Source organism: uncultured Amnibacterium sp. (genome assembly GCF_964244015.1).
Classification (GTDB): Bacteria; Actinomycetota; Actinomycetes; order Actinomycetales; family Microbacteriaceae; genus Amnibacterium.
This window is the reverse complement of sequence record NZ_CAXTHO010000003.1, coordinates 35933-62682: the sequence shown is the minus strand read 5'-3', so window position 1 is coordinate 62682 and position 26750 is coordinate 35933. Positions and strand designations below refer to the sequence as shown.

Genomic DNA, 26750 nt, shown 5'->3' with positions numbered 1-26750 from the left:
GTTCCGGGCGACAACGGACGCCCGGAACGTCCGAATTCGCCCGTGTCCCGTCCCGCCGCCACCGGGACGAACTCGGCGATCTCGTCCTGCTCGAGTGCGAACGTCCTGCTCGATCGCTCAGTCCTCCCGGGCCTTCCTGGTCGCCCGGTCGTTCGCCTTCTGGATCGCGTCGACGAGCTCGGCCTTGGTCATCGTCGAGCGGCCGTGGACGTCGAGCCCCCGCGCGACCTGGAGCAGGTGCTGCTTGGAGGCGTTGGCGTCCACCCCGCCCCTGGTCGGGTGATCGCTCGGCCCGCTCTGCTCGGCGCCCTCGTCCGACGGCCCCTTCTCGTCCTTCGGCTCCCAGTGGTCGCCGACCTTCTCGTACGAGTGCTTGAGCGCCGCGAACGCGGTGCGGTGCGCGCGCTCGCCGTCGCCGTAGGTCTGCTCGGCGGAGTCCAGCGTCTCGCCGTACACCGCCTGCGCGTGCTCCTCCGAGCGCTGCAGCGTGGACGGCAGGTCCTTCTTCGCGGGCACCGGTCAGCCTCGCGCGTCGAGCCAGGAGTGCGCGGGCTCCCAGCCGAGCTCGCGGCGCGCCTTCTCGATCGACAGGAGGGTGTCGCGCCCCTCGACGGGCCTGGTGAACGGGACGCCGGGGAACTCGGCGGCGGCGAGCTCGGCGCTCGGGGTCCGCATCACCGTGTCGCCGTTCGCGATGATGTAGCGCTCGAACCCGGGCCCGCGCACCTCGAGCGCGAGCCGGATCGCCTCCGCCGCGTCGCGGGCGTCGATGTAGCCCCACGCGTTCCAGCGGCGCAGGGCCGGATCGTCCTGCCACTGCTCGAACCCGGCGTAGTCGGACTCGACCATCACGTTCGAGAACCGCATCGCCGTGATCGACAGCATCGGGTCCCAGCGGCAGAAGGTGATCGCCATCTGCTCCTCGAGGTGCTTCGACATCGAGTAGGTGCTGTTCGGCAGCGTCACCTCCTCGTCGACGGGGAGGTAGGCGGGCGCCTCCGCCATCGGCAGCCCGAGCAGCGTCTCGCTCGACGCCGTCACGATCCGGCGCACGCCCGCCCGACGCGCCGCCTGCAGCACGTGGTGCGTACCGAGGATGTTGTTCTCGAAGGTCACGACGTCGGGGGCGATGCCGGGAGCCGGGATCGCGGCGAGGTGCACGATCGCGTCGACCCCGTCGTGGTGGTCCTCCACACCCGCGATCGCGTCGATGGTCTGCCCCGCGTCGGTCAGGTCGACCGGGATGCCCTCGCCGCGCGCGGCGGCGCGATCGAAGACGACGACGGTGTGGCCGGCCGTGCGGAGGGAGGCGACGACGGTGCCGCCGAGCTTCCCGCTGCCGCCGGTGACGATGATTCGCATCCTGCGATGGTGCTCCCCGCCGCCTCCGAGCAGCATGACGGTGTGCACGGCGACCTCCACGACGGCTACTCGGCGGACCAGATCCGGGCGGCCGAGCGGCCGCTGCTCGATGCTGGCGTTCCGCTGATGGACCGCGCCGCCGCCGGGCTGGCCGAGGAGGTGGGCCGCGAGCTGGCCGCGCTCGGGCGGCGGTCGGGGCGCGTGCTGGTGCTCGCGGGCAGCGGCAGCAACGGCGGCGACGCCCTGCTGGCCGCGGCGATCCTGCTCGCCCGGGGGAGCGCGGTCGTCGTCGCGCGGCTCGGCCGCCGCGTGCACGGGCGGGGCCTGCGGGCCGCGGAACGGGCGGGTGCGCGCCTGCTGCCGCTCGACGCGAGCGCCGGCTCGATCGCCGCGGAGGCCGCTGCGGCGGACATCGTGCTCGACGGGATCCTCGGCACGGGTGCGCGCGGCGGGCTGCGCGGTCCGGCGCGGCACGTCGTCGGCAGGATCCTCGAATCCGGCCGCGCCACGAGGATCGTCGCCGTCGATCTGCCGAGCGGGATCGACCCCGACGACGGTGCCGCGTATCCGCCGCTGCTCCGCGCCGATGTCACGGTGACGTTCGGTGCGGTGAAGGCCGGTCTGCTCGCCGAGGGCGGGCGCCGGGCCGCCGGCCGCATCCGCCTCGTCGACATCGGGCTCGGCCCCGCGCTGGAGGGGGTCAAGCCGCTGCGGCGCCGCACCTGACGACGTCGACCGCTCGGCTGTTCGGCATTCGACCAGGCAGCGCCCACCAGGCAGCGCTCACCAAGCAGCATCCACCAGGCAGCATCCACCAGGAAGCGCTCACCAGGAAGTGCACAGGCCGTGATGGGACGGTCGACACGATGGTGGCGAGGGCCACCGACGAGGGGAAACCTATGCCGGTCGCGCCGCAGAAGATCGTGATCCTGGGGGGCGGCTACGTCGGCCTCTACGTCGCGTGGACGCTCGAGAAGTACCCGGAGCTGCACCTCGACGTCACCCTCGTCGAGCCGCGCGCCTACATGACCTACCAGCCGCTGCTGCCCGAGGTCGCCGGCGGCCACGTCAGCCCGCGCGACGTCACGGTCGACCTGCGGCAGGCGCTGCAGCACACGAACGTCGTCCGCGGCAGCGTGACGGGGCTCGACTCGAAGGCGAAGACCGTGTCGGTCGCGCCCGTCGACGGCGGCGAGACCGTCTACGACTACGACCATGTCGTCGTGGGCCTGGGCGCTGTGACCCGGACGTTCCCCACGCCGGGGCTGGCCGAGCACGGTGTGGGCTTCAAGACGATCGAGGAGGCGGCGCACACCCGCAACACGGTGCTGCTGAACGTCGCGAAGGCCGCTGCGACCTCCGACCAGGCAGAGCGCCGCAGGCTCCTGACGTTCGTCATGATCGGCGGCGGTTACACCGGAGTCGAGGCGCTCGGCGAGCTCTCCGAGCTCTCGAAGAAGGCGATCGCGGCGCAGCCCGCTCTCGCCGGGGCGGAGCCGCACTGGATCCTGATCGAGGCCCTCGACCGCGTCGCGCCCGAGGTCGGGCCCGAGCTGTCGGTCTGGACGCTCGGCGAGCTGCGGAAGCGCGGCATCGACGTGCGCCTGAAGACCACGATGAAGTCCTGCGAGGACGCCGTCGCGGTGTTCAGCGACGGCGACGAGGTGCCGTTCGGCATGCTGGTCTGGACCGCCGGGGTGAAACCGCACCCCGTGCTCGCGAACACGGACCTGCCGCTCGGCCCGCGCGGGCACGTGAACACGAGCCCCCGCCTCCAGGTCGTCCGCGAGGACGGCGGCTGGGTCCGCGGCGTGTGGGCTGCCGGCGACAACGCCCAGATCCCGGATCTGACGAAGCCGCAGCCCGCGTGGTACCCGCCCAACGCGCAGAACGCCGTGCGGCAGGCGTCGCTCCTCGGCGCCAACATCGTGCGCGTCGTGAAGCGCCGCCGCCCGAAGCAGTACATCCACTACAGCCTCGGCACGGTGGCGGAGTACGGCACCTTCCGCGGCGCCGCGAACATCTACGGCATCCAGCTGAAGGAGCTGCCGGCGTGGCTCGCGCACCGCGGCTACCACCTGTTCGCGATGCCGACGACGGACCGCAAGGTGCGGATCCTGGCCGGGTGGATTGCGGACTTCGTCGGCAAGACCGACCTGACGCCGACCGACGACCTCGAGGATCCGACCCACGACTTCCGCATCGCTGCGGGCGGGAAGTAGGAGCACTGTGAGCGACGAAGCGAAGCCCTCCCAGGCGGAGGGAGCGGACCCCGACCACCCGGACACGGAGACCGTGCTGGAGGCGGAGGGCAGACCCTCCAGCGCCGAGGGCGACGACCCCGACGACACGACGCCGGTCCACGAGGTCCTCGACCCGAGCTGATCCTTCGTCGTCCAGGAGTTCTGGCGAGGCTTCGCCCGCCAGAACTCCTGAACGGCGAAGTTCAGTAGCCGCGGAGGCGGGTGATGTCCCGGCGGTCCTTCTTCGTCGGCCGGCCGGCCGCGAGGTCGCGGAGCACGGCGGCCGGCGTCTCCACCTTCGGCGGCGCAGGCGGCGTACGGTCCTCGACCGCGAGCGCCGCGTCCGGTGCGCCGCCGCGCTTCAGCGGCAGCGCCTTGACGCCGAGGATCTTCTCGTGGGCCAGCTGCGCCCGCACCTCGTCGCCGACGTGCACGACGTGCGACGGCTTGACCTTGACCCCGTTGATCGCGACGTGGCCGGCCTTGCACGCGGCGCTCGCGATCGACCGCGTCCGGTAGACGCGCACGGCCCAGAGCCACACGTCGATCCTCGAGGAGTCCGCCATCCCCTCCACGCTAACGGGGCCTACCGCTGCTGTCGCGCGCGTGCGCACCGTCGGATCAGCAGCGGTGGGCCCCGCCAGTCAGAGCCGGGAGGCGAAGAAGCGGACCAGGTCGGTCAGGAGGCGGGCGCGGGAGGCGGCGCGGCGGTACTCGTGGCCCTCGCCCGGCAGCTCGAGGTACTCGACGGGCCGGCCCAGCTCGGTGAGCGCCGCGACGATCCGTCGTGCCTCGCCGACCGGCACGTTGGTGTCCAGCTCGCCGTGCACGACGAGCAGCGGAACGTCGATCGCGTCGGCCTGCCGCAGCGGCGAGATCGCCTCGAGCAGCGCCCGGTCGCGCTCCGGGTGGCCGTACTTCGTGACGGCGGCGGCCCCGATCCACGGCTCCGTCTCCTCGTAGAACCAGGTGAGGTCGCTCATCCCGCAGACGTCGACGCCGGCGGCGAACACGCCGGGGGAGAAGGCGAGGGAGGCGAGCGTCAGGTAGCCGCCGTAGGACCGGCCGGTGACGCCGATCCGGTGACGGTCCGCGACGCCGGTGGCGACGAGATGGTGCGCCGCCGACCGGACGTCGGCGAACGCGTCGAAGCGGCCGCCGAGGTCGTCCGCGTGCACGAACTCGCGTCCGAACCCCGAGGACCCGCGGATGTTCACCGCGAACACGCTGACGCCGGCGCTCGCGAGCGCCTGGTGCTGCGGACTGAACGTCGGCCGCTCCTGCGCCTCCGGCCCGCCGTGCAGGTGGACGACGGCGGCGCTGGCGCCCTCCGCGCGGTAGAGCCACCCGGTGAGGGTGATGCCGTCCTCGCCGCGGAAGACCTCGAGCGACGGCACGACCAGGCGGCTCTGCAGGGCGGGCGCGGCGGTGACCCGGGTCCACCGGCGGCTGTGCGTGTCGAGGTGCCACAGCTCGCGAGGTCGCTCCGGCCCCTCCACCCCGAGGATCACGGAGGCGCCGTTGCGGGACAGCACCGGCGTCGTGGCGACGAGCCCCGGCAGCCCGGTGATGGCCTGCCGCTCGTGCGAACCGGTGTGGTACAGCTCGAGCTCGCTGCGGCCGGCAGCGTTCCAGACGAGCAGGAGCAGCTCGCCGGCGTCGTCCGCGTCGACGGCCTCCAGCTCCGCGTCGTCGCGGTAGGCGAGCGTGCGGGGCTCGCCGCGGTGCCCGTTCGGGCCGAACGGCATGCCGATCAGCTGGCGGCGGGACAGCCCGACGTCGGAGGCGAGGTAGACGTAGAGGGGGCCGGGCTCGCCCTCGGGTGCCGGCCGGACCAGTGCGACGTCGGTGGAGCCGGTGCCGCTCGGCAGCAGCGGGAAGTGTTGGTTCTCGAGCCGGTCGACGACGCTGCAGAACTGCCGGCCGCGCTCGCCGTCGATCACGATGAGGAAGCGCTCCTCGAGGGAGATGTCGAGCACGTGGATCAGGTCGCCCTCGGCGAGGTCGTCGAGCCGGCCGGTCCACGGGTCGGCCAGGTACGCCTTCGTCGCCCTGCCGAGGGCGGGGGAGGGGAACGTCACCACGAGGCGGTGCCCGCTCCGGGTCCACGGGCCCTGCTCGGCGTGCTCGTCCTGGTCGCCCGCGATGCGTCGCGCCTCGGACCCGTCGGGCTGCACCACCCACACCTGGGTGCGGACGCCGCCCCCGGTGGCGACCGTGCAGGCGAGCCACCGGCTGTCCGCCGACCAGGACACCGCGATGACCGGGTCCGCCGAGAGCGGGATGCGCTGGGCCGGGGGAGCGTCGCCGTGCAGCACGACCTCCTGCACCCAGACCTCCGGGGTCCCGGACCGGTCGCTGATGAACGCGACCCGCTTCGCATCGGGCGTCATGGTCGGTGACCAGCTGCCCCACGCGTCGATGAGGTCCGTCCCGAGCCGGACGGCGGCGTCGATCCGGTCGTCGGTGGCGGTGTCGGTCACGGGACCATCCTCCACCAGCGCCTCCTCCAGCGACGTCGGGGGAGGCCGCCCCGCCCCATCCCGCTGGCGAGCCCCTCCGCGGCCGATGCGCCCGCGTGCGCAGAGAGTGGATGACGGCCGTCTCCTCCGGCGGCGCAGTGCCGGACCGGTCCAGGAGGACCGCGTGCAGGCCAGCCGATCGGGCGCCGACCACGTCCACCTCGAACTCGTCACCGACGGAGAGCACGGTGTCCGGCGCGACGCCGAGCCGGTCGCACGTGATCAGGAACGCCCGAGGGTCGGGCTTCCGCGCACCCATCGCTTCCGCCCTGCGCTGGTCCTGCGCGACGAACCAGGCGTCGACGATCTCGGGCGTCGCGCGCTCGCCGAGCAAGCCCCTGACCGCCTCCAGCGCCGCACGCCGGTGGTCCATCAGCACCCCGTCGAGGTCGAGCAGGACCGTCGTCACCTTTGCGGATCCGGAGATGTTCAGCGACACGCCGTGCTCAGCGCTCCTTCCGCGGGGTGTCGCGGAATTCCTCCGGATCCGCGAAGGATCTCCGGATCCGCGAGACGGCGGATCAGCGGATGTGGTTGGTCTGGAGCCAGAGCTCGAGCAGGCCCAGCTGCCAGAGCGCGTTGCTGCCGAGGGTCGTGCGCTCGGTGTTCGGGTCGGTCAGGAGGCGCTCGACCGTGCTCCTGCGGAACAGGTCGCGGTGCTGCGCGGCCGGGTCCAGGAGGGCGTCGCGCACCTTCTGCAGCATCGGGCCCTCCAGCTGGCGGATCGCCGGGACGGGGAAGTAGCCCTTCGTCCGGTCGATGACCGCGTCCGGCACGACGCCGCGGGAGGCGCGCTTCAGCACGCCCTTGCCGCCGTCGGCGAGCTTCAGCTCGGGCGGGATCCGGCCGGCCAGCTCGACGAACTCGTGGTCGAGGAACGGCACGCGGCCCTCCAGGCCCCACGCCATCGTCATGTTGTCGACCCGCTTCACCGGGTCGTCGACGAGCATCACGGTCGTGTCGTTCCGCAGCGCCGCGTCGACGGCCGTCGTGGCGCCCGCGGCGCTGAAGGAGGCCTCGAGGAACGCCCGCGGCACGTCGGTCTCGGCGAGCCATGCGGGGTTCAGCCACTCGGCCATCGCCGCCCACGGCCGGTCGACGAAGACGTCCGAGTAGGCGCTGACGGCATCCCCGCGCGCGACCCCGGCGAGCGGCGGGTACCAGTCGTAGCCGCCGAGCACCTCGTCGGCGCCCTGGCCGGACTGCACGACCTTGATCGACTTCGCCACCTCCTCCGACAGCAGGTAGAAGGCGACGGCGTCGTGGCTGACCATCGGCTCGCTCATCGCCGCGACCGCGCCGTCGACCGCGGGCAGCAGGCGCGCCGAGCCGATCGGGATGCGGTGGTGGACGGTGCCGAACTCCCGGGCGACGAGGGTCGAGTACTCGAACTCGTCGCCGGACTCGCCGCCGCCGGACTCGAACCCGATGCTGAACGTCGCCAGGTCGGTCTGGCCCAGCTCCGCGAGCAGCGCGACGACGAGCGACGAGTCGAGCCCGCCGGAGAGCAGCACCCCGACCGGCACGTCGGCGACCATCCGCCGCTTGACGGCGACGCGGAGGGAGTCGAGCACCGCGTCCTGCCACTCCTGCGGCGACCGGCCGGCGTCGGCGGGGTCGCGCTCGAACGACGGCGTCCAGTACACGTGCTGCCGGCTGGTGCCGTCCGCCTCGATCACGCGGACCGTCGCCGGCGGCAGCTTCGTGATCCCCGCCAGGATCGTGCGCGGCGCTGGGACGACGGAGTGGAAGCTCATGTACTGAGCGAGCGCGTCGCGGTCGATGCCCGTGTCCACACCGCCGGCGTCGAGGAGCGCCTGCGTCGTGGAGGCGAACCGCAGCATCCCGGGCCGCTCGTCGAGGTAGAGCGGCTTGATGCCGAGCCGGTCGCGGGCCAGCACCGTCCTGCCGGTGCGGGGCTCGCGCAGCGCGATCGCGAACATCCCGAAGAAGTGGTCGACGAAGCCCTCGCCCCACTGCGCCCACGACTTCTCGATCACCTCGGTGTCGGAGGTGGAGACGAACGTGTGCCCGAGCCCGCGCAGCTCGTCGCGCAGCTCGTGGTGGTTGTAGATGCAGCCGTTGAACACGATGACGGCGCCGGTCTCGGTGTCCGTCATGGGCTGGGCGCCGGAGGCCGACAGGTCGATGATCGCGAGCCGCCGGTGCCCGAACGCGGCGGCCCCCTCCGCCCACAGCCCTTCGCCGTCGGGGCCGCGGTGCACCATGCACGCCGTCATCCGGGCGACGGCGCCCACGTCGGCAGGTCGGGAGTCGAACCGGATCTCGCCGGCAAGTCCGCACATGGGGTTCTCCTAGCGGTCGCGGGATCGGGCCCGGCGGTGCTCGGGGAGCACGATCCAGGTGTCCTTCGCCCCGCCGCCTCGCGAGGAGTTCACGACCAGGCTGCCCTCGGGCGCGACCCGGGTCAGGGCCAGGTCCGCGAGCAGGTAGTCCTTCCTGCGGTGCCCCGTCGCGTAGACGAACGCGCGCAGATCGACGTGCCGCGGCTGCAGCAGCCCGCCCTCGAGCGACGGGACGGAGGAGAGCGACACGACCTCCTGCGCCACCCAGGCCCTCGGGTCGTCCGCGATCTCCGCGCGCCGGCTCGCCACCTCGCCCGCATCCGCGGCGGGTCCGACGAGCACCCCGCGACCGCCGGAGCCGTCGACCGGCTTCGTCACCAGCTCTCCGACCCGCTCGAGCACCGCCTGCCGCTCGCCCTCGTCGCCGAGCCGGTAGGTCGGCACGCCCTCGAGCAGGGGCCGCTCGTGGAGGTAGTACCCGATCAGCTCGGGCACGGACCGGTACATGGCCTTGTCGTCGGCGACGCCGTTGCCCGGCGCGTTCACCAGGGTCACGCCTCCGGCCGCCGCGACGTGCATGATCTCGGCGCCGATCGCCCGCCCGGTCTCGTCCACGAGGTCGGGCAGCTCGACGTCGAGGCGCAGGTAGAGGCTGCCGATCCGGTCGCCCGACGACCGTTGGACGACGGTGCCGTGCTCGACGACCAGGTCGCCCGGCACCGCGAGCAGCAGGCCCGCACCGTCCGCGAGGCGCCGGTGCTCGAACCAGGCCGAGCTGTCCTCACCACCGGACAGCAGCGCGCCGCGCGTGCCGGGCTTCGCACCCGCCAGCACGGTGCGGCGGAGGTGCTCGAGCGCGGTCGCCGGATCGGCGAGGTGATCCGGCCTCGGCAGCTCGGGCAGCACGGCGTCCATCAGCTGCCGGATCGCGATGGAGTAGGCCACGCCGGAGGGGTTGCGCACGTTGTCCTCGAGCACCCGCCAGCCGCCGTACTCGTTGCGGACGAGGTCGAAGCCCTGGATCGGCGCGCGCAGCGCCTCGCGCGGCAGGCGGGCGGCGTCGGGCAGCCAGCCGGGAGCGCCGAGCACGGCCTCCTCCGGCAGCACCCCGTCCCGGAGGATCCTCCGCTCGCCGTACACGTCGTCGAGGAACGCCTCGATGGCGCGAGCGCGCTGGACGAGACCCGCTTCGAGCTCCGCCCACTCGTACGCCTGGATGAGCCGCGGGACGAGATCGACCTGGAACGGCCGCTTGCTGCCGGCGACGCCGAAGTCGAAGGAGTGCGTGGCCGTCCAGCGTTCCTGCGCCGCCGTCCGCTCGGCGATCCCGTCGTCCCCGAGCGCGCGCACGTGCTCGATGACCGCACGGTAGTTGGGGCGCGGCACCGCGTTCGCATCGATGCCCTCGTCGCCCGCGCGGGCCCGGTAGCGGCGCAGCGCAGGCGTGACCGCCGCCGGCCCGGAGGCGGGCCCCTGCGTCTCCTCGACGACGCTCCGCATCACGTCCGACAGGTCGCCGTGCTGCACGAACGCGGCGCGCTGCCGGTCCGCGGAGTTGCCGCGGGCCAGGGCGGTCTCGGTCAGCTCGCCGACCTCGTCCCAGTCGCCCAGCTCCTCCAGCGTCTCCCGCAGGTCCGTGACGAGCCCGCGGATCACCTCGTGCGCGAGCACGGGCCGCGGGTGGTCGGAGTCGTCGAGCAGCTTCCCCGACAGCCCGCCGCGCGCGGCCTGCCAGATCGCGGCACGGTGGAGGGGGAGCGGGCGCACGGTGCGGGGCAGCCCCTGCTCGATCTCCTTCTCGGCGTCGCGGACCATCGCGCGGAACAGGCCCGCGATCAGGACCGCGTCGTCGACGAGGGGGCAGGCGTCGCAGATCCGCAGCTCCAGCGTCGGTGCGTGGGACGAGGGGCGCACGTCGAAGTACGCCATCTTCGAATCCGCGATGACGCCGGAGGCGATCAGGTCGTCCAGCAGCTCGTCGTACGCCGCGGCGTCGGGCAGCGGGCCGGTCGCGCCGGCGCTCGGCCAGCGCTGCCAGATGATCGTGCGGATCGACGCGTAGCCGGTGTCGAGCCCGTTCCAGTAGGGCGAGCTCGCAGAGAGCGCGAGCAGCACCGGCAGCCGCCGGGCGATGCGCTGCGTGATCTCGACCGCGAGGTCCCGGTCCTCGACGCCGACGTGGATCTGGGTGCCGCAGATCAGCTGCTCGTCGACGAGCAGGCGGTACTGCTCCTGCATCCGCCCGTAGCGCCCGGTCGCGGTCAGCTCGAAGTCGCGGAACTCGCTGCGAGGAGCCGTGCCGACCGCGGCGATGCCGAGCCCCTCCTTCGACGCGACGTCCACGGCGCCGCGGCGGAGGCGCAGCAGCTCCGTCCGGAGGTCCGGCAGGCTCGAGACCACGTCGGTGTTGGTCTCGACCGTGGTGCGCTGGATCTCGGCGGAGTAGTTCGCGCTCGGCAGCTTGCCGAGCAGCTGAGGAGCGCGCGCGGCCAGCTGCCAGCGCTCGAGATCGATGAGGTGCAGCTCCTCCTCGGCGCCGAGCGTCAGTGCGGCGACCATCGCAGCACCCTAGCGATCACGCGGGCGAACCCGCCCTACGCGATGCCGGTCGTACCGAGCAGCAGGCCGATCGACCACGTCGCCGCGAGGGCGAGTCCGCCGCCGACGAGCGTGCGGACCGTCGGCCGGAGGGCGGGTGCGCCACCGAGGCGGGCACCTGCCGCGCCGGTCAGTGCGAGCGCGACGAGCACGACGAGCACCGTGATCGGGACCCGGGCCGCGCCGTGCGCGACCAGCACGGCGACGAGCGGCAGCACCCCTCCGGTCAGGAACGCGGTCGCGGACGCCAGTGCGGCCGCCCACGGGTTCGCGCCACTGTCGACCTGCGCCGCCCGCTCACCGTCGCGCTGGCTCGAGACCGAGACGTACTCGCCGAGCGCCATCGAGACGGCACCGCCGATCAGCGCCGCGAGCCCGGCGACCAGCACAGCGCCGTGCGCGGAGGACGCGCCGGCGACGCCGACGACGATCGCGGCGACCGACACGATCCCGTCGTTCGCCCCGAGCACGCCGGCGCGGAGGGTGTTCGCGCGGCCGGAGACGGCGCTCCCGTCCGAGGGCGCGCCGTGGGTCAGCACGGCCAGCGTCGAGGTCATGACGGCATCGTCCATGACGTGCCGGCGCTCGCGCCAGCAAGGACAGGCACACCTCACCGCTGATCAGGGTGCCCTTCTCGCGGTCACGGGCCGGGCGCGTAGCGTGCGTCGACGTGTCTTCTCACCCGCCCTACCCCGCCATGACAACGCCGCAGCTCGTCCTCGTCCGCCATGGCGAGACCGCGTGGAGCAGGTCGGGCCGGCACACCGGCGTCACGGACGTCCCGCTGACCGACGAGGGCGAGCGACGCGCTCGCGCGCTGCGCCCGGTGCTCGCGGATCGTGACGTCGCCCTGGTGCTGTCCAGTCCGCGGCGGCGCGCGGTGACGACGGCGCAGCTCGCCGGGTTCGCCGACCGGCTGGAGACGACGGAGGATCTCGCCGAGTTCGACTACGGCGCCTACGAGGGGCTCACCTCCGACGAGATCGAGACGATCCGGCCCGGGTGGAACCTCTGGCGGCACGGCGCGCCCGACGGCGAGACGCCGGCGGAGGTGCGGGTCCGTGTGGAGCGGGTGATCGCCCGCGCGCAGACGGTGCTGGACGCCGGCCACGACGTGCTGGCGTTCGCGCACGGGCACGTGCTGCGCGCGCTGGCGGCGGCCTGGATCGATCTGCCGCCGGAGGGCGGGGGCCGACTGGTGCTCTCGACCGCCGGGATCGCGGAGCTCGGGTACGAGCACGGCACCCGCGTCATCGACCTGTGGAACGCTGCGTGAGTGACCGACAGGGATGAGGCGCTCGCGGGGCGCCGGTTCGGTGCCGCAGCGGACCAGTACATCGCGGGCCGGCCGGACTACCCGCAGGAGATCGTGGACTGGCTCGTCGGGGACGCCGAGGCGGTCGCGGACGTCGGTGCGGGCACCGGCAAGCTGACCGCGGCCCTGGTGCGTCCCGGCCGGGAGGTCGTCGCCGTCGAACCGGATGCCGGCATGCTCGCAGCACTGGCGCGGGAGGTGCCGGGCGCTCGCGCCGAGGCAGGTTCCGGAGAGGCGCTGCCGCTGCCGGACGCCTCGGTCGACGCGGTCGTCTACGGGCAGGCGTGGCACTGGGTCGACGTGCCCGCCGCCTCCGCGGAGGCGGCGAGGGTGCTGCGGCCCGGCGGTGTCCTGGGCCTCGTCTGGAACGTCCGCGACTCGGACGTGGACTGGGTCCGCGAACTCGGCTCGATCATGCGGGGCAGCGCGGCCGAGCGGATGATCGACGGCGATTCCGTCGTCGTCGCACGTCCGTTCGGGCCGCTCGAGCGGCGGGACCTGCGCTGGACGCGCTCCATGACCGTCGCCGAGATCGTCGCGATGGCCGCCTCCCGCTCCTACGTCATCGCGCTGCCGGAGGCGGAGCGCGCGGACGTGCTCGACCGGATCAGGATCCTGCTCGCGACCCACCCCGAGACGGCCGGTCTCGACCGCATCGAGATGCCGTACACGACCAGCGCGTTCCGCACCCGTCGCCCCTGAGATCATCGTCGTGAAGGTGCTCCCGCCTCTGGAGCACCTTCACGACGAAGCCGGACCGCTACGGGGTCGGGGTGCCGCCGTTCACCGCGAGCGTGGCGCCGACGACGAAGCTCGACTCGGGTGAGCTGAAGAACACGTAGGCGGGCGCCAGCTCGGCGGGCTGAGCGGCCCGGCCGAGCGGGGTGTCCGAGCCGTACTCCTCGATCTCCTCCTGCGGGATCCCTCCCGAGACCTGCAGCGCGGTCCAGGTCGGGCCCGGCGCGACGACGTTCACACGGATGCCCTTCTCCGCGAGCTGCTGCGCCATGCCCTTGCCGAGGTTGTTAATCGCGGCCTTGGTGCTCGCGTAGTCGATGCGCTCGGGGGACGCCTGGTACGTCTCGAGGGAGGCGGTCAGCACGATCGTTGAGCCCGGCGGCAGCAGCGGCACGGCTGCCTGCACGATGCGGAACGCCGCGAACACATTGACCTCGTAGGTCTCGACGAACTGCGCGTCCGGCAGCTCCGTCAGATCCTTCGAGGTGACCTGCTTGCCCGCGACCAGCGCCAGGGCGTCGAGGCCGCCCAGCGCCTCCTGCGCCGTCGCGACGAGCGCCCGGCAGAACCCGGCGTCGGTGAGGTCACCGGGGATGCTCACGCCGATCCGGCCGGCCGCACGGATCTGCTCGAGCACATGATCGGCGTCCGCCTGCTCCTGCGGCAGGTGCACGATCGCGACATCGGCCCCCTCGCGGGCGAACGCGATCGCCGTCGCGCCGCCGATGCCGGAGTCGCCACCGGTGATCAGCGCCTTCCGTCCGGTCAGCCGCCCCGTGCCGCGGTAGGTCGTCTCCCCGAGATCGGGCACCGGTGTCATCGCCGACTGCAGCCCGGGCTTCTGCTGGACCTGATCGGTCGGCGGGTCGATCTTCGGGAAGCGGGTACGCGGGTCGTCGAACGTCAGCTGATCGGTCACGCGGGCGAGGGTGGCAAGCGGTTCTGGGCGATCGATTCGCACGCGCTGTGAGATCGTCGCTGCGTGGCCGTCCTGCTCGCGCTGTTCGGCGCCCTCGTCTACGGCGCCGCGGACTTCGCCGGCGGCCTCGCGACGCGGCGGGCGGCGGCGGTCGCCGTCGTCTTCTGCGGCCAGGCGGCGGGCGCGCTCCTGCTCGTCGCCCTGCTGGTGCTCGTACCCGGACGGTTCGACCCGCCGTCGATCGCGTGGGGCGCCGGCGCCGGTCTCAGCGGAGCGTTCGCGCTGCTGCTGTTCTACCGGGCGCTGGCGACCGGGTCGATGACGGTCGTCGCGCCGCTCACCGCGGTGACCGCAGCGGTCGTGCCCGTCGTCGGCGGCGTCGCCCTGGGCGAGCAGCCGTCCGCGCTCGCTCTGATCGGGGTGCTGCTCGCGATCGCCGCGATCCTGCTGATCAGCGCGGAGGGTGGACGCCTGCCGACCGCCGCCATGCTGCGGGGTCGGGGCGTGGCGGGCGCCCTGCTCGCCGGCGCCGGGTTCGGGCTGCTGTTCGTGCTGCTGTCCAGGGCCGCGCCGGACAGCGGGTTCTGGGCGCTCGCCGGCACGCGCGTCGCCTCCCTCGCGCTGCTCGCCGTCGTCGCGCTCGTGAGCCGGCGGAGCCTCCTGCCGCGCGGCGCCGCGCCGCTGCTGGTGATCGTCTCCGGCGTCGGCGACATGGCCGCGAACCTCCTGTTCCTGCTCGCCTCCCGCTTCGGGCTGCTGTCGATCGTCGGCGTGCTGGTGTCGATGTACCCGGCCGGCACGGTGCTGCTGGCGCTGGTGGTCCTTCGCGAGCGCCTCCACGCCCTGCAGGTCGCCGGCCTCGCCGTCGCCGGTGCCGGCGTGGCGCTGATCGCCCTCGGCTGAGGTGCACGGAACCGCGGGGCGCCCCCGCGGGCTGAGGAGTCGGCGGACGACCTGGGCAGGCGGCTACGGTCGCGGCGTGGTGCGGCAGCGGATCCTGTTCGGCGAGCAGCTCGGGCCCCTGTTCGACGACGGCGAGGAGCAGGTGCTCCTCGTCGAGTCGCTCGCGGCGTTCAGGAAGCGGCCGACGCACCGGGCGAAGGCGCACCTCTACCTCTCCGCGATCCGGCACCGGGCGGCCGAGCTCGGGGACCGTGCCGAGCTGGTGCGGGCCGACACCTTCCGCGAGGTGCTGACCGGCCGGGATCTCGTCGCCGTCGACCCGCCGTCCTATGCCGCCAGACGGCTGGTGCGCTCGGTCGGCGCGGAGGTGCTGCCGAGCCGCGGCTTCGTCACCGGCGAGCAGGACTTCGCGTCCTGGGTCGCGGGTCGCAGCGACCGGGGTCTCGTGATGGACACGTTCTACCGCTGGGTCCGCGAGCGCGAGGACATCCTGATGACCGCGGCGGGCAAGCCCGTCGGCGGCCGGTTCAGCTACGACGCGGACAACCGGCAGCCGCCTCCGAAGTCGGCACGGCTCGACCTGCCCGAGCCGTGGTGGCCGGAGGAGGACGAGATCGACGCGACGGTGCGCGCCGACCTCGACGCGTGGGAGCGCGACGGGACGGTGCACTTCATCGGCGACGACGGGCCGCGCCGCTTCGCCGCGACGCATCAGGAGGCCGGGCGGGCGCTCGAGCACTTCGTGCGGCACCGGCTGCCGGCGTTCGGCCCGGTCGAGGACGCCACCCTGTCCGCGGACTGGACGATGGCGCACTCGCTGCTGTCGGTGCCGATGAACCTCGGGCTGCTCGACCCGCGCGACGCCGTCCGCGCCGCGCTCGCGGCCTCGGCCGACGGCTCCGCGCCGCTGAACTCGGTGGAGGGGTTCGTGCGGCAGATCATCGGCTGGCGCGACTGGATGTGGCACCTCTACTGGCACCTCGGCGAGCGGTACGTGCACCGGAACGCGCTGGACGCGCGCCGGCGCGTGCCCGATGCGTTCTGGGAGCTCGACGCCGGCGCGATCGAGGCGAACTGCCTCTCGTCCGTCGTGGCCGGCGTCCGGGAGCACGGCTGGGCGCACCACATCCAGCGGCTGATGGTGCTCGGCAACTTCGCGCTCGAGCACGGCTGGTCGCCCGCCGAGACTTCCGAGTGGTTCACCGGCGCGTTCGTCGACGGCACGCCGTGGGTGATGCCGACGAACGTGGTCGGGATGAGCCTCCATGCGGACGGCGGCGTCGTCGCGACGAAGCCGTACGCCTCAGGAGGCGCGTACATCGACCGGATGACCGACTACTGCGGCGGCTGCCGGTTCGACCCGAAGGTGCGGGTGGGCGAGAACGCGTGCCCCTTCACCGCGGGCTACTGGGCGTTCCTCGCGGAGCATCGCGAGACGCTGTCGGCGAACCCGCGGATGGCCCAGCCGCTCGCCGGTCTGAACCGCCTCAGGGACCTCGACGCCGTCATCGAGCAGGAGGCCCACCGCACCCGCTGGTGAGTTCCGTTTTGAAGGAGTTTCCGGCGCTTCGCGCGGAAGACTCCTTCAAAACGGAAGTCAGAGGTCGACGAGGACCTTGCCGGTCGTACCGGCCTCGACGGCGGCATGGGCGTCGGCGGTCCGCTCCAAGGGGAAGCGGGTGAGCGGCAGGCCCGCCTCCTCGCCGACGCGGAGCGCGCCTGCCGCGACGGCCGCCTGCACGCCGGCGACCGCCGCGTCCTTCTCCGCGGGCGGCACCGTGTAGGTGAGCAGGAAGCGCCAGCGCAGGTTCCGCGTCATGAACGGCCGGATCGAGAACGACAGCGGATCGGGGCTGTCCGTCGCGTAGACCGCGATCATGCCGCCCGGCTTCAGCACCGCGGCGTCGAGCGCGGCGTTCGCGTTCGGGTTGACCTCGGCGATCAGATCCACGCCGTCGGGCGCGAGCAGCGTGATCGCCGCAGCCGCGTCCTCCGCGCGGTAGTCGACGACCTCGTGCGCGCCGGCCGCCCGCGCCAGCGCCGCCTTTGCGGGGGAGGAGACGGTGGTGATCACCCGGGCCCCCGCCCAGACGGCCAGCTCGATCGCCGCGTGCCCGACCGCGCCCGCCCCGCCGGCGACCAGCACCGTGCTGCCGGCGAGCGCGCCGGGTGCGAGCGGCTCACCCTCGTGGCCGCCTGCCCGCAGCGCGAGGTGCGCGGTGAGCGCGGGGATCCCGAGCGACGCGCCGAGATCGAAGGACGCGCCCTCCGGCAGCAGCACGGCCTGCCGCGCCGGCACGACGGTCAGCTCCTGCGCCGTCCCGTCCGGCCGCCCGTAGGCGGCGTCCCACACCCAGACCCGGTCGCCGACCGCGAAGGGGGCGCCCGCCCCGACCGCGTCGATCACGCCGGCACCGTCCTGGTCCGGCACCTGCTCGCCGACCGGATCGGTGCCGCTCCTCGACTTCCAGTCCGTGGGGTTCACCCCCGACACGGCGACGCGCACCCGCACCTCACCTGCGCCGGGCTCGCGCGCCTCGCGGTCGACGAGTCGCAGCACCTCGGGGCCGCCGGAGCTGGAGTAGACGATCGCGCGCATGCCCTCAGTGTCGTGAAGCCGATCCGGACGTCCGCCCAGAGGCGTCAGGCGAGCCTCGTGGAGGCGTAATACGCCATCGCGTCGCGGTAGAACTCCGCCAGGCCGGGTGCGATCGCGTCGTAGAGCGAGCGGAACCGGTCGTCGTCGACGTAGGTCGCGCCGAGTCCGGTGAACGACGCGGCATCCGGCGTCCACATCGCGGAGATCCGCTGGAACAGCGCAGCGATCTCGTCCTGCACCGATGCGGCGGAGACCGGCGTCGCGGCGGCGAGGAGCGCCGCCATGCGGTGCATCTCGTCGACGTACTCCTGCTGGAGCCGCCCCTTCTCGGCGTCCGTCAGGTTCGCGGTGTACCGCTCGCTCGAACGGGCCTGCTCCGGCCAGCGCGTCCGCGCCTCCTCCGCGTAGGCCTGCTCGTCGAAGCCGTCGAACAGGTCCTCGGGTCGGTCGATGGTCATCGGGTCGTTCCTCTCGGTTCGTTCCAGCTCCTGGATGGTGCGGTCGACGGTGTCGGCCATGCGCGCGAGCCGGTCGCCCTCGGCGCGGAGCGCGTCCCGGTGCTCCCGCAGGGTGGCGACCTCGTCCTGCTCCGCGTCGAGCACCGCGCCGATGGAGCGGAGCGGCAGCCCGAGCGCACGGAGCACGAGGATGCGCTGCAGGCGGAGCAGCGCTCGGTCGTCGTATCGGCGATACCCGTCGGCACCGACGGACGTCGGTCGGAGCAGTCCGATGGCGTCGAAGTGGCGCAGGGTTCTGCTGGTGAGGCCCGCAGAGCGGGCGACGTCGACGATGGACCACAGCACGCTTCCCACTCCTCTTCTCGGCCGGTGATCCGACCGTAGGGATTGCCGCTGCGTCAACCGCAAGCACCGCCACCCGGCAGATGCGACACTTCCCGGATGGCGAGGCTGCTGGTCGCGGTGAACGCGGTCTCCGGCGGTGGTCGCGGCGCCGCAGTCGGCGACCGGGCCATCGCCGCCTTCCGGGCGGCAGGCCACGAGGTGCGGCGGCTGGGCGGCGGCGACGGCTCGGCAATGGAGGCGGCGCTGCGGGAGGCCGCCGCCAGGAACCCTCCCGACGTCGCAGTCGTGATCGGCGGTGACGGCTCGCTGCATGCCGCGGTCAACGCGCTCGCCCGTACCGGGGTGCCGCTCGGCATCATCGCGGCGGGCACCGGCAACGACGTCGCACGCTGCCTCGGTCTGCCGCACGACGACCCCGACACGGCCGTCGCCCACCTCGTCGCGGCGCTGGCCGGGGACGTCATGCCGATCCGGGACATCGACGCGGTGCGGGTGAGCACGGGCCGCTGGTTCGTCGGGATGCTGTCCGCCGGGTTCGACGCGGCCGTCAACGAGCGGGCGAACCGGATGACCCGGCTGTCCGGCACCCCCCGCTACATCGCTGCCGTGCTGCTGGAGGTCGCACGACTCCGCGCGCGTCGCTACCGCGTCACCATCGATCGGGACACCCGCCGGCTCGACGCGGTGCTCGTGACGGTCGGCAACACCGCGAGCATCGGGGGCGGCATGCGGCTCGCGCCGGATGCGCGGGTCGACGACGGCCTGCTCGACGTGCTCATCGCGACACCGCTGTCGCGATTCGAGCTGCTGAAGCTGTTCCCCCGCGTGTTCCGCGGCACCCACGTGCACGACGACCACGTCAGCATCGAGCGCGGCCGGGTCGTCACGATCGACATCGACGATCGCCTCCCTCCGCCGATCACCTACGCGGACGGCGAGCGATTCGGCCCGCTGCCGGTCACCCTCGAGGTCGTGGCCGGCGCCCTGAGGGTCGTCGGGTGACGGAGGAGGTGCGCTGGGTCGCCGCCGACGACCCGGTGCTGCAGCCGCTGATCGACGACCTCGCGCGCGACTACGACGCGCGGTACCCGCCGACGAACGGCGTGCCCTCCTCCGCGGAGCTGATGCGGTATCCGCCGGAGGTGTTCACCACCGCGCAGCGCGGAGCGTTCGTCGCGGTGCTCGATGAGGGCCTCATCGTGGCGGGCGGCGCGATCAAGGCGGGGGAGCCGGGCGCCGACGGCCGACCGCTCGCGGAGCTGAAACGCATGTGGACGGATCCCGGCCGGCGCCGAAGCGGGCTCGCGGGCCGGGTGCTCACGCTGCTGGAGCAGCGGGCGGCCGAGCTCGGCTACACCGGGCTCGAGCTGACGACCGGCGCGCGGCAGCCCGAGGCCGTCGCCCTCTACCTCCGCCACGGCTGGACGCCGGACTTCGATCCTGCGGTCCCGCAGGACGCGTCCGCCTACCTCCGGTTCACGAAGCCGGCGCCGGAGGCCTGACCGGCCGGGCGACGACCGGGCTCGAGTAGGCGACGCTCGTCGTCACCGCGCCCATCGTCCCGATTCGGCCGGTGACCTGCTCGAGATGCCGCATCGACGTGGCGACCACCTTGATGACGAAGCAATCGTCGCCCGTGACGTGATGCGCCTCCAGCACCTCCGGCACGTCGTCGAGCAGGGCGTGCAGCGGCCCGTAGCTGCTGCTCGGGTAGCGCAGCCGGAGGTGCGCGAGCACCGAGTAGCCGAGCGCCTCGGGGTCGATCACGGCGCGGTAGCCCGTGATCACCCCGGCGTTCTCGAGACGCCGCACGCGCTCCGCGACCGCGCTCGCGGACATCCGGACGTCGCGTGCCAGCTCCGCCATGCTGCGACGGCCGTCGACCTGGAGCGCGGCGAGGATCGCGTGGTCGGTGCGGTCGGCGACGAACGGGGATCCTGCGGTCATCGCCGCAGTATCCCGCGGGATCGGCGGCCACCACTCGAGTGGACCGGGGATCGGGCCTTCAGATCGGTCTCGGCCCTCGGTACCGTTCCCGCTCATGACCGATGCCGTCGCCCACTTCGCCGCCCGCCTCCGCTTCGAGACGGACCCGTCCGACGTCCGCGCCGCCCAGGTGGCGGGGGAGCCGTTCGTGCTGGTCGACTCCCGCGGCGACGCGGCCTGGGCGCAGGGCCGCGCGGTCGGCGCCGTGCACCTGCCGGCGGCGCGGATCGCAGCGGAGGCGGCAACCACCATCCCGCCGGGAATACCGGTCGTCGTCTACTGCTGGGGCCCGGGCTGCAACGGCGGCACGAAGGCGGCGCTTGCGTTCGCCGAAGCGGGCTACTCGGTGCGCGAGCTGCTCGGCGGCTTCGAGTACTGGGCGAGGGAGGGTCTCCCGGTCGAGACCGACGAGGGCCCGCTCGTCCGCGCGCCGGACCCGCTCACCGCTCCGGTGCTGTCGGTCGCCTGCGACTGCTGATGTTTCATAAATCCGGGGATCGGCGTGCGCAGCCGCCCGATCCCCGGATTTATGAAACATCAGTCGCCGGCCAGCACCGTCGCCGCGCCTCGGACGAGGTCCTCGGCCGTTCCGCCGCGTTCCAGCAGGTCCGCGAGCGCCGCGCGGAGGGGTGCCGTGCCGGTGCCGCTCGTGACCGCCGCGTCGCGCAGCAGCGACGCGGCGTGCAGGGCCTCGATCGCGAGCAGGTCCGTCGCCGCGTCGATCGCGTCGTGCGTCGTGCGCGCCGCCGTCCACCCCCAGGTGGCGTAGTCCTCCACCTCGGACAGCACGACGTCGTCGAGGCTGACCGGGGCCGCGAGGCGGCGCAGGTCGTTCATGCGCTCGGCGCCCGTGTAGGCGAGCAGCCCGGGGATGCCCGCCCTGCCGGCAGCGCGGACGGGTCGGGCGAGCGCCGAGAGCACGGCGGTGCGCCGCGCCGAGATCCGGCCGACGTGCGCGAGCGCCAGGCGCGCCGACTCGAGGCCGAGCACGAGATCGGGCGACGCGAAGTTGCCGTTCGGCACGACCGAGCGCGACTCGACGTCGACCAGCGGATTCTCCGCCCTGACCACCAGCGCGTCGTCGACCGCGTCGGCGAGGTCTTCGGCGCGCTCCGCGAGCGCACCGTGCACCTGCGGTGCGCAGCGGAACGAGAGCTCGTCCTGCGTCCGCCGATCGGTCGCGCCGTGGAGGAAGGACGCCTGCAGCAGCTCGCGGATCACGACGGCGGACCGCCAGGCGCCACTGCCCTCGACGTCGTCGAACACGGTGCTCGAGTAGGGACCGAGATCGCCGGACGGCCGGTGCGCCCCGGCCGCCTCCAGCGAGAGCGCCACGACGCGGTCCGCGACCAGCCCGAGCTCCTCCACCCGCGGGATCGCGAGGACGGCCGAGCCGAGCGTGAAGGTGTTGGTGTTCAGGAGGGACAGCGCCTCGTGGGTCTCCAGCTCGAGCGGCACCAGGCCCGCGTCCGCGAGCGCCTCCGCGCCCGAGACGGTCAGGCCCTCCTCCGTCAGCGTCGCGCCCTCGCCGATCACGATCTGCGCGACCGCGGCGTTCAGGGCGAGGTCGGCCATGCCGACCGACCCGCGATCCGGCACGAACGGCACGATGTCGGCGTTCAGCAGCCCGACCAGGGCGTCCGCGACCGCCGGCCGCACACCGCTGCCGCCGAGCGCGAGCTGCGCGACACGGACCGCGATCGCCGCCCGCACGATCAGCGGCTCGACGGGATCGCCGATCGCACCCGCGTGGTTGCGCACGACCTGCAGCTGGAAGGCCGTCTGCTCGTCGACCTCGTCCCCAGCGCCGGCGCCGAGCCGCCGCGTCGCGCCGTAGACCGCGTCGCCGCGCTGCACCGCCTCGAGCAGGACCGCGCGGGACACCGCCATGCGGGCCCGAGCCGCCGCGCCGATGCGCACCGGCGCACCCGCCGCGATCGCCAGCAGGTCGTCGGCCTCGAGCGGCTCGGTCGCGACGGTGATCGCGCGCACCATGGGGGCGGAGGCCATCAGCGCGCGGCCAGGTTGCCGCGCAGCGTCGTCGCGGGCAGCTCGCGCTGCAGCAGCCCGGCGTCGTGGAGCACCGGCACGAGCGGGTCGAGGGTCCGGTGCACGTGCGCAGGATGCACCTGCCCGGTGAACAGGAACCCGTCCGCGCCGCTGCCCTCCGCCAGCTCGCCGAGCCGGTCCGCGATCTGCACGGGGGTGCCGACGATCGCCAGGCCGTCGGCCTTCGCGCGGGCGGCGAGCACCTCGCGGAGCGTCGAGCCCTCCGGCGCGCTCCGGACGAAGTTGTCGAGGGTGCCCCGGTTGCTGTTCGTCTCGAACGACGGCAGCGGCTCGTCCAGGTCGAAGGTCGCGAAGTCCACGTTGGTCAGGTACGAGATCGACTGCAGCTGCTCGTCGATCGCGGCCTGCGTGAGCTCGGCGCGGGCGGCCCTGACGGAGGCGGTGTGCTCCGCGTTCACGGTCGGGATCGGGTTCACCACGAACAGCACCGTGATCGCGTCCGGGTCCCGGCCGGCGTCGGCAGCGGCCTGCCGCACCCCGTCGCGGTGCGCCTGCATCCGCTCGGGCGTCGAGGCGAGCGCGAGCACCACGTCGGAGTGCCGCCCGGCGAACGCCTGCCCGCGGCCGGAGGCGCCCGCCTGCACCATCACGGGTTCCTCCTCCGGTGGCAGCGTATTCAGGGGGCCTCGCACGCGGAAGAAGCGGCCCTGGTGGTCGATGGTGTGCACCTTGCCGAAGTCCGCGTAGACACCGTTCGCGGTGTCCTCGACGACGGCGCCGGGCTCCCAGCTGCGCCAGAGCTTGCGGACCACGTCGAGCCACTCGTCGGCCCGGTCGTAGCGGAGGTCGTGCTCGATCTGCTTGTCGAGGCCGTAGTTCTGCGCGGCGAGGTCCGAGCCGGAGGTGACGACGTTGAACCCGAGGCGTCCGTGCGCGAAGTGCTGCAGCGTCGCGAGCAGCCGGGCGGCCGTGTACGGCTCCCAGAAGCTCGCCGACAGCGTCGGCACGATGCCGAGCCGCTCGGTCGCGCCGAGCAGGTACGGCACGAGGGGGAGCGGGTCGTGCTTCGGCACGAACCGCGCGGCCGCGAGGTTCACCTCCGCGGTGCCGCGGTAGGTGTCGGGTACGGCGACGCCGTCCTCGATCACGAGGAGGTCGAACGCGGCCGCCTCGAAGGCGCGTGCGGCGTCCTGGTAGATCCGCGGCTGGGTCCAGTCGTATCCGACGCCGTAGCTCGGGTCGCCCCAGCCCTGCACACCGAACCCGGCTCCGAGGAACCAGCCGAAGTGCACCGTCATCGAGCGAGCAGCGTGAGGTAGTTGGTCCCGGAGTCGGGGGCGATGGCCAGCACGACGTGCCGCTCGTCGAGGTCGGCCGCGACCTCGAGCGCGACCGCGACCGCGAGACCGGAGGAGGGCCCGACGAGCAGCCCCTCCTGCGCCGCCAGGTCCCGGACGGTCGCAGCAGCGACGTCGTCGGGGATCGTGCGGATCTCGTGCGGCACCGAGGTGTCGAGGTTCTGCGGCCAGTGGCTGCGCGGCCAGGTCGTGCCGACCCCCTCCACCCGCACGATGCCGGGCAGGCCGCCGCCGTAGGTGGAGCCGGTCGGGTTCGCGCCGACGATCCGCACCTGATCGCCGGACACCTCGCGGAGGTAGCGGCCCGTACCCGAGATCGTGCCGCCCGTGCCGATGCCGGCGACGAGGTGCGTGATCCGCCCTCCGGTCTGGCGCCAGATCTCCGGGCCGGTGTGCCGGTAGTGGGCGCCGGGATTCGCGGGGTTGTCGTACTGGTGGCTGCGCCAGCCGCTTCGCTCGATCGCGATGCGGTCGGCGACCGCCCGCGGGTTGTCCGGGTCGTCCGGGCCGGCCGCCCAGTCCGCCTCGATCAGCTCGGCGCCGTACAGGCGCAGCACCGCGAGCTTCTCGGGCGACATCGTTCCGCCGTGCACGATCACCACGGGGTGCCCGGTCACCCGGCCGACCAGCGCGAGCCCGATGCCGGTGTTGCCGGAGGTGGACTCCACGATCGCGGCCCCCGGCCGGAGCGCGCCGGACGCCTCCGCGTCGCGGACGAGCGCCAGCGCCGGCCGGTCCTTGGCGCTGCCGCCGGGGTTCCTGCCCTCGAGCTTCACCACCACCTGCGCGCCGCCTGCGGGCGCGAGCCGGTTCAGTCGAACCACCGGCGTCTCGCCGATGAGATCGAGCACCGAGTCGGCGACTCCTGGCAGCGACGGTGGCGCGAAGACGGCGGTGTGGTGCACCCGGACCACGGTAGAGCCGCAGGCGCCGTGGACCGCGAAGTGTGACGCCGCGCGGCGCCGCACCCGCTGTCCGAGGCGTCCGGCGCCACCACGACGGGCGACTTCGGACATCCCGGGCGTCCGTTCTCGCCCGCGACGTCCGGAAACGCCCGCCGACGACACGTCTCCCGCACCGACGCCGCGCACCCGGTTGTGTCAGGCGCTGCGCAGGCGCTCCAGGAGGGTGGCCTTCGGCAGGTTCGACGTGCCCGTCAGCCCGCGCTTCTTGGCCTCGGCACGCAGCTGCAGCAGCGTCCAGGACGCGCTCGGCTGGTCGTCGGTGGGCTCGGCCGGCAGGGGCGGGGTGAGCTCGGTCGAGGTCACCGTCGGCTCGGCGCTCGCGTCGTCCTGCGCGAACACGGCCGCCGCCTCGGCGGCCTCGCCCTCGTGCGACGGCTCCGGATCGATGGCGGCTGCCTCGATCTCCGCCTCGGTGATGATGTCGTCCAGCTCCGCCGCGACGGCTTCGGCCTGCGCGGCGTCGATCGTCAGCGCGTCGGTGACCACGTCGGCGTCGACGACGGCCTCGAGCACGGTCGCCTCGACGGCGGCGTCGACGATCGCGTCCTCGATCGAGTTCTCGAGGACCTCGTCGTCGAGGGTGTGCAGGTCCGCGACCTGGCGCTCCAGCGCCTGGACCTTGCGCTCCGCGTCGGTCAGCTTCGCCTCGGCGCTGCGGAGCGCGAGCTTCAGCAGGTCCGCCTCCGACGGTGTCGCCTTCGGTTCGGGTGCGCCTGCGGCGACCGCCTTGGCCTGCGCCTTCTCGGCGGCCTTCACGGCCGCGTCGGCCGTCTTCCTGGCCTTCTTCGCCTCGTCGGACAGTGCTGCCCGCTTCGCGGCGGCCTTGGCGGCGGTCTTCGCAGCCGCTTTGGCCGCCGATTTCGCAGCGGCCGACTTCTCGTCGGCCTTCTTGTCGTCCTTGGACTTCGACGAGCTGGACTTGCCGGACTTGGCCATGGGGTGCTCCTGAGGGGTAGCGGGCTGGAGGATGTCGGCGTGTCGCCGCCGATCACGCTACCGATGCACGGTGCGTGTCGGGTGGGCGCTCGGTCGGCCGCATCGGCCGCGTCGGCCGCTCAGGGTACGGCCGAGACGCTGCCGGAGGATCGAGGGCACTCATCGCGAAGGAGATCGACATGGCTGAGCTCGACATCCTCTTCCTCGGCGGCACCGGGACGATCAGCACCGCGAGCGTGCGGCTGGCCGTCGCACGCGGGCATCGCGTGAGCGTGCTGAACCGCGGCCGGAGCGGGAAGGCGCTGCCCGACGGCGTCGAGTCGCTGATCGGGGACGTCGCCGACCCGGCGAGCGTCGACGCGGCCGTGGGCAGCCGGACGTTCGACGTCGTCGCGCAGTTCCGCGCCTTCACCCCGGACACGGTCGCCGGCGACATCGACCGGTTCGGCGGCCGCGTCGGGCAGTACGTCTTCATCTCGAGCGCCTCCGCCTACCAGAAGCCGCCGGCGTCGATCCCCGTGACGGAGGCGACCCCGCTGAAGAACCCGTTCTGGCAGTACTCCCGGGACAAGATCGCGTGCGAGGACGTGCTGGTCGCCGCCGACCGGGACCACGACTTCCCGATGACGATCGTGCGCCCGAGCCACACCTACGACGACGCCCTGCTGCCGACCACGGGCGGCTGGACCGACATCGCCAGGATGCGCGCCGGCAAGCCGGTGGTCGTCCACGGCGACGGCACCACGCCATGGACCCTGACGCACGCCGACGACTTCGCGGTCGGCTTCGTTGGGCTGTTCGGCCGGCCGGAGGCGCTCGGATCCGCCTACACGATCACGGGGGAGTCGGCCCCGACCTGGAACCAGGTCTACACGTGGCTCGGCCGCGCGGCCGGCGCGGAGCCGACCCTCGCGCACGTCGCGAGCGAGCGGATCGCCCGCGAGATCCCGGAGGTGGGACCGGGACTCGTCGGCGACAAGGCCCACGCGATGCTGTTCGACACCACGAAGCTGCGCCGTCTCGTGCCCGAGTTCACGACCACCGTGCCCTACGCGGAGGGCGCTCGCCGCCAGATCGCCTGGTACGACGCGCACCCCGAGGCGCAGATCGTCGACGAGGAGCTGGACGCCCGGTTCGACCGTCTGGCCGCACTGGCCTGATGCGCCCGGCCGCTGTCGTTACGGTTG

Annotated in this window: 26 protein-coding genes and 1 pseudogene; 11 read left to right on the top strand and 16 right to left on the bottom strand. The window is 73.4% G+C overall.

The window, feature by feature from the left end:
* Positions 1–117 precede the first annotated feature (117 nt).
* A complete protein-coding gene (locus ACFE67_RS00980; RefSeq protein ID WP_375405002.1) occupies positions 118–516 on the bottom strand; it encodes a ChaB family protein in 399 nt (132 codons plus the stop codon).
* A gap of 3 nt (positions 517–519) precedes the next feature.
* A complete protein-coding gene (locus tag ACFE67_RS00975) occupies positions 520–1362 on the bottom strand; it encodes an NAD-dependent epimerase/dehydratase family protein (RefSeq protein ID WP_375405001.1) in 843 nt (280 codons plus the stop codon).
* Positions 1363–1368: 6 nt separating this feature from the next.
* On the opposite strand from ACFE67_RS00975, the gene ACFE67_RS00970 reads away from it, so the two are divergent.
* From ACFE67_RS00970 to ACFE67_RS00960, 3 genes are all read left to right on the top strand, one after another.
* Positions 1369–2088, top strand: coding sequence for an NAD(P)H-hydrate epimerase (locus ACFE67_RS00970; protein WP_375405000.1), 720 nt, complete (start codon positions 1369–1371; stop codon positions 2086–2088).
* 140 nt (positions 2089–2228) lie between these two features.
* Complete coding sequence (locus ACFE67_RS00965) at positions 2229–3584, top strand: NAD(P)/FAD-dependent oxidoreductase (RefSeq protein WP_375404999.1); 1356 nt, start codon at positions 2229–2231, stop codon at positions 3582–3584.
* Positions 3585–3591: 7 nt separating this feature from the next.
* Positions 3592–3747: a hypothetical protein gene (locus ACFE67_RS00960; protein ID WP_375404998.1), complete on the top strand. Its 156-nt coding sequence runs from the start codon at positions 3592–3594 to the stop codon at positions 3745–3747.
* 61 nt (positions 3748–3808) lie between these two features.
* On the opposite strand, the gene ACFE67_RS00955 is transcribed toward ACFE67_RS00960, so the two are convergent.
* The 6 genes and pseudogenes from ACFE67_RS00955 to ACFE67_RS00930 form a co-directional block, all read right to left on the bottom strand.
* On the bottom strand, positions 3809–4171 hold the full coding sequence (locus ACFE67_RS00955; protein ID WP_375404997.1) for an RNA-binding S4 domain-containing protein: 363 nt from the start codon (positions 4169–4171) through the stop codon (positions 3809–3811).
* A 78-nt stretch (positions 4172–4249) separates the two neighbouring features.
* Positions 4250–6088 carry a S9 family peptidase gene (locus tag ACFE67_RS00950; RefSeq protein WP_375404996.1) on the bottom strand — a complete coding sequence of 613 codons (1839 nt, stop codon included), beginning with the start codon at positions 6086–6088 and terminating at the stop codon, positions 4250–4252.
* A gap of 133 nt (positions 6089–6221) precedes the next feature.
* Positions 6222–6386, bottom strand: a pseudogene (locus ACFE67_RS00945) (HAD family hydrolase); the annotation flags it as partial.
* 262 nt (positions 6387–6648) lie between these two features.
* Positions 6649–8433 carry an N-acetylglutaminylglutamine amidotransferase gene (locus ACFE67_RS00940; protein ID WP_375404995.1) on the bottom strand — a complete coding sequence of 595 codons (1785 nt, stop codon included), beginning with the start codon at positions 8431–8433 and terminating at the stop codon, positions 6649–6651.
* Between the two features lie 9 nt (positions 8434–8442).
* Entirely contained in the window at positions 8443–10992 is a 2550-nt protein-coding gene (locus ACFE67_RS00935; RefSeq protein WP_375404994.1) for a glutamate--cysteine ligase, read from the bottom strand.
* A gap of 35 nt (positions 10993–11027) precedes the next feature.
* Positions 11028–11588 carry a VIT1/CCC1 transporter family protein gene (locus ACFE67_RS00930; protein ID WP_375404993.1) on the bottom strand — a complete coding sequence of 187 codons (561 nt, stop codon included), beginning with the start codon at positions 11586–11588 and terminating at the stop codon, positions 11028–11030.
* 140 nt (positions 11589–11728) lie between these two features.
* Between ACFE67_RS00930 and ACFE67_RS00925 the strand changes: the two genes are divergently transcribed.
* Positions 11729–12307, top strand: a complete 579-nt coding sequence (locus ACFE67_RS00925; RefSeq protein ID WP_375404992.1) for a histidine phosphatase family protein — start codon at positions 11729–11731, stop codon at positions 12305–12307.
* Positions 12308–13048 (top strand): class I SAM-dependent methyltransferase, encoded by a 741-nt coding sequence (locus ACFE67_RS00920; RefSeq protein ID WP_375404991.1) that lies wholly within the window; start codon positions 12308–12310, stop codon positions 13046–13048. It abuts the gene before it with no gap.
* Between the two features lie 58 nt (positions 13049–13106).
* On the opposite strand, the gene ACFE67_RS00915 is transcribed toward ACFE67_RS00920, so the two are convergent.
* Positions 13107–14003 (bottom strand): SDR family oxidoreductase, encoded by an 897-nt coding sequence (locus ACFE67_RS00915; protein ID WP_375404990.1) that lies wholly within the window; start codon positions 14001–14003, stop codon positions 13107–13109.
* Positions 14004–14066: 63 nt separating this feature from the next.
* Here ACFE67_RS00915 and ACFE67_RS00910 point away from each other — a divergent pair, with 63 nt between their 5' ends.
* Both ACFE67_RS00910 and ACFE67_RS00905 read left to right on the top strand, forming a co-directional pair.
* Positions 14067–14906 (top strand): EamA family transporter, encoded by an 840-nt coding sequence (locus ACFE67_RS00910; RefSeq protein WP_375404989.1) that lies wholly within the window; start codon positions 14067–14069, stop codon positions 14904–14906.
* Between the two features lie 76 nt (positions 14907–14982).
* Positions 14983–16446, top strand: a complete 1464-nt coding sequence (locus tag ACFE67_RS00905) for a cryptochrome/photolyase family protein (protein ID WP_375404988.1) — start codon at positions 14983–14985, stop codon at positions 16444–16446.
* A gap of 57 nt (positions 16447–16503) precedes the next feature.
* On the opposite strand, the gene ACFE67_RS00900 is transcribed toward ACFE67_RS00905, so the two are convergent.
* Entirely contained in the window at positions 16504–17505 is a 1002-nt protein-coding gene (locus ACFE67_RS00900; RefSeq protein ID WP_375404987.1) for an NADPH:quinone reductase, read from the bottom strand.
* 44 nt (positions 17506–17549) lie between these two features.
* Positions 17550–18308, bottom strand: coding sequence for a MerR family transcriptional regulator (locus ACFE67_RS00895; RefSeq protein WP_375404986.1), 759 nt, complete (start codon positions 18306–18308; stop codon positions 17550–17552).
* Between the two features lie 96 nt (positions 18309–18404).
* On the opposite strand from ACFE67_RS00895, the gene ACFE67_RS00890 reads away from it, so the two are divergent.
* Both ACFE67_RS00890 and ACFE67_RS00885 read left to right on the top strand, forming a co-directional pair.
* Complete coding sequence (locus ACFE67_RS00890; protein ID WP_375404985.1) at positions 18405–19310, top strand: diacylglycerol/lipid kinase family protein; 906 nt, start codon at positions 18405–18407, stop codon at positions 19308–19310.
* Entirely contained in the window at positions 19307–19810 is a 504-nt protein-coding gene (locus ACFE67_RS00885; protein ID WP_375404984.1) for a GNAT family N-acetyltransferase, read from the top strand. Before ACFE67_RS00890 ends, ACFE67_RS00885 begins: the two co-directional genes overlap by 4 nt.
* Here the strand turns inward: ACFE67_RS00885 and ACFE67_RS00880 are convergent.
* A complete protein-coding gene (locus ACFE67_RS00880) occupies positions 19785–20255 on the bottom strand; it encodes an Lrp/AsnC family transcriptional regulator (RefSeq protein WP_375404983.1) in 471 nt (156 codons plus the stop codon). The genes ACFE67_RS00885 and ACFE67_RS00880 overlap by 26 nt on opposite strands.
* Before the next feature lie 94 nt (positions 20256–20349).
* Between ACFE67_RS00880 and ACFE67_RS00875 the strand changes: the two genes are divergently transcribed.
* A complete protein-coding gene (locus tag ACFE67_RS00875) occupies positions 20350–20772 on the top strand; it encodes a rhodanese-like domain-containing protein (RefSeq protein WP_375404982.1) in 423 nt (140 codons plus the stop codon).
* Between the two features lie 59 nt (positions 20773–20831).
* Here the strand turns inward: ACFE67_RS00875 and ACFE67_RS00870 are convergent, their stop codons facing one another.
* From ACFE67_RS00870 to ACFE67_RS00855, 4 genes are all read right to left on the bottom strand, one after another.
* Positions 20832–22304: an aromatic amino acid ammonia-lyase gene (locus ACFE67_RS00870; protein ID WP_375404981.1), complete on the bottom strand. Its 1473-nt coding sequence runs from the start codon at positions 22302–22304 to the stop codon at positions 20832–20834.
* The gene (locus ACFE67_RS00865; RefSeq protein WP_375404980.1) at positions 22304–23602 is read right to left on the bottom strand and encodes an NtaA/DmoA family FMN-dependent monooxygenase; all 1299 of its coding nucleotides are present in this window, start codon (positions 23600–23602) and stop codon (positions 22304–22306) included. Before ACFE67_RS00865 ends, ACFE67_RS00870 begins: the two co-directional genes overlap by 1 nt.
* Entirely contained in the window at positions 23599–24567 is a 969-nt protein-coding gene (locus ACFE67_RS00860; RefSeq protein WP_375404979.1) for a PLP-dependent cysteine synthase family protein, read from the bottom strand. The genes ACFE67_RS00865 and ACFE67_RS00860 overlap by 4 nt, the downstream gene beginning before the upstream one ends.
* A gap of 195 nt (positions 24568–24762) precedes the next feature.
* Positions 24763–25563 carry a hypothetical protein gene (locus tag ACFE67_RS00855; RefSeq protein ID WP_375404978.1) on the bottom strand — a complete coding sequence of 267 codons (801 nt, stop codon included), beginning with the start codon at positions 25561–25563 and terminating at the stop codon, positions 24763–24765.
* 179 nt (positions 25564–25742) lie between these two features.
* On the opposite strand from ACFE67_RS00855, the gene ACFE67_RS00850 reads away from it, so the two are divergent.
* Positions 25743–26723: an NAD-dependent epimerase/dehydratase family protein gene (locus ACFE67_RS00850; RefSeq protein ID WP_375404977.1), complete on the top strand. Its 981-nt coding sequence runs from the start codon at positions 25743–25745 to the stop codon at positions 26721–26723.
* Positions 26724–26750 lie beyond the last annotated feature (27 nt).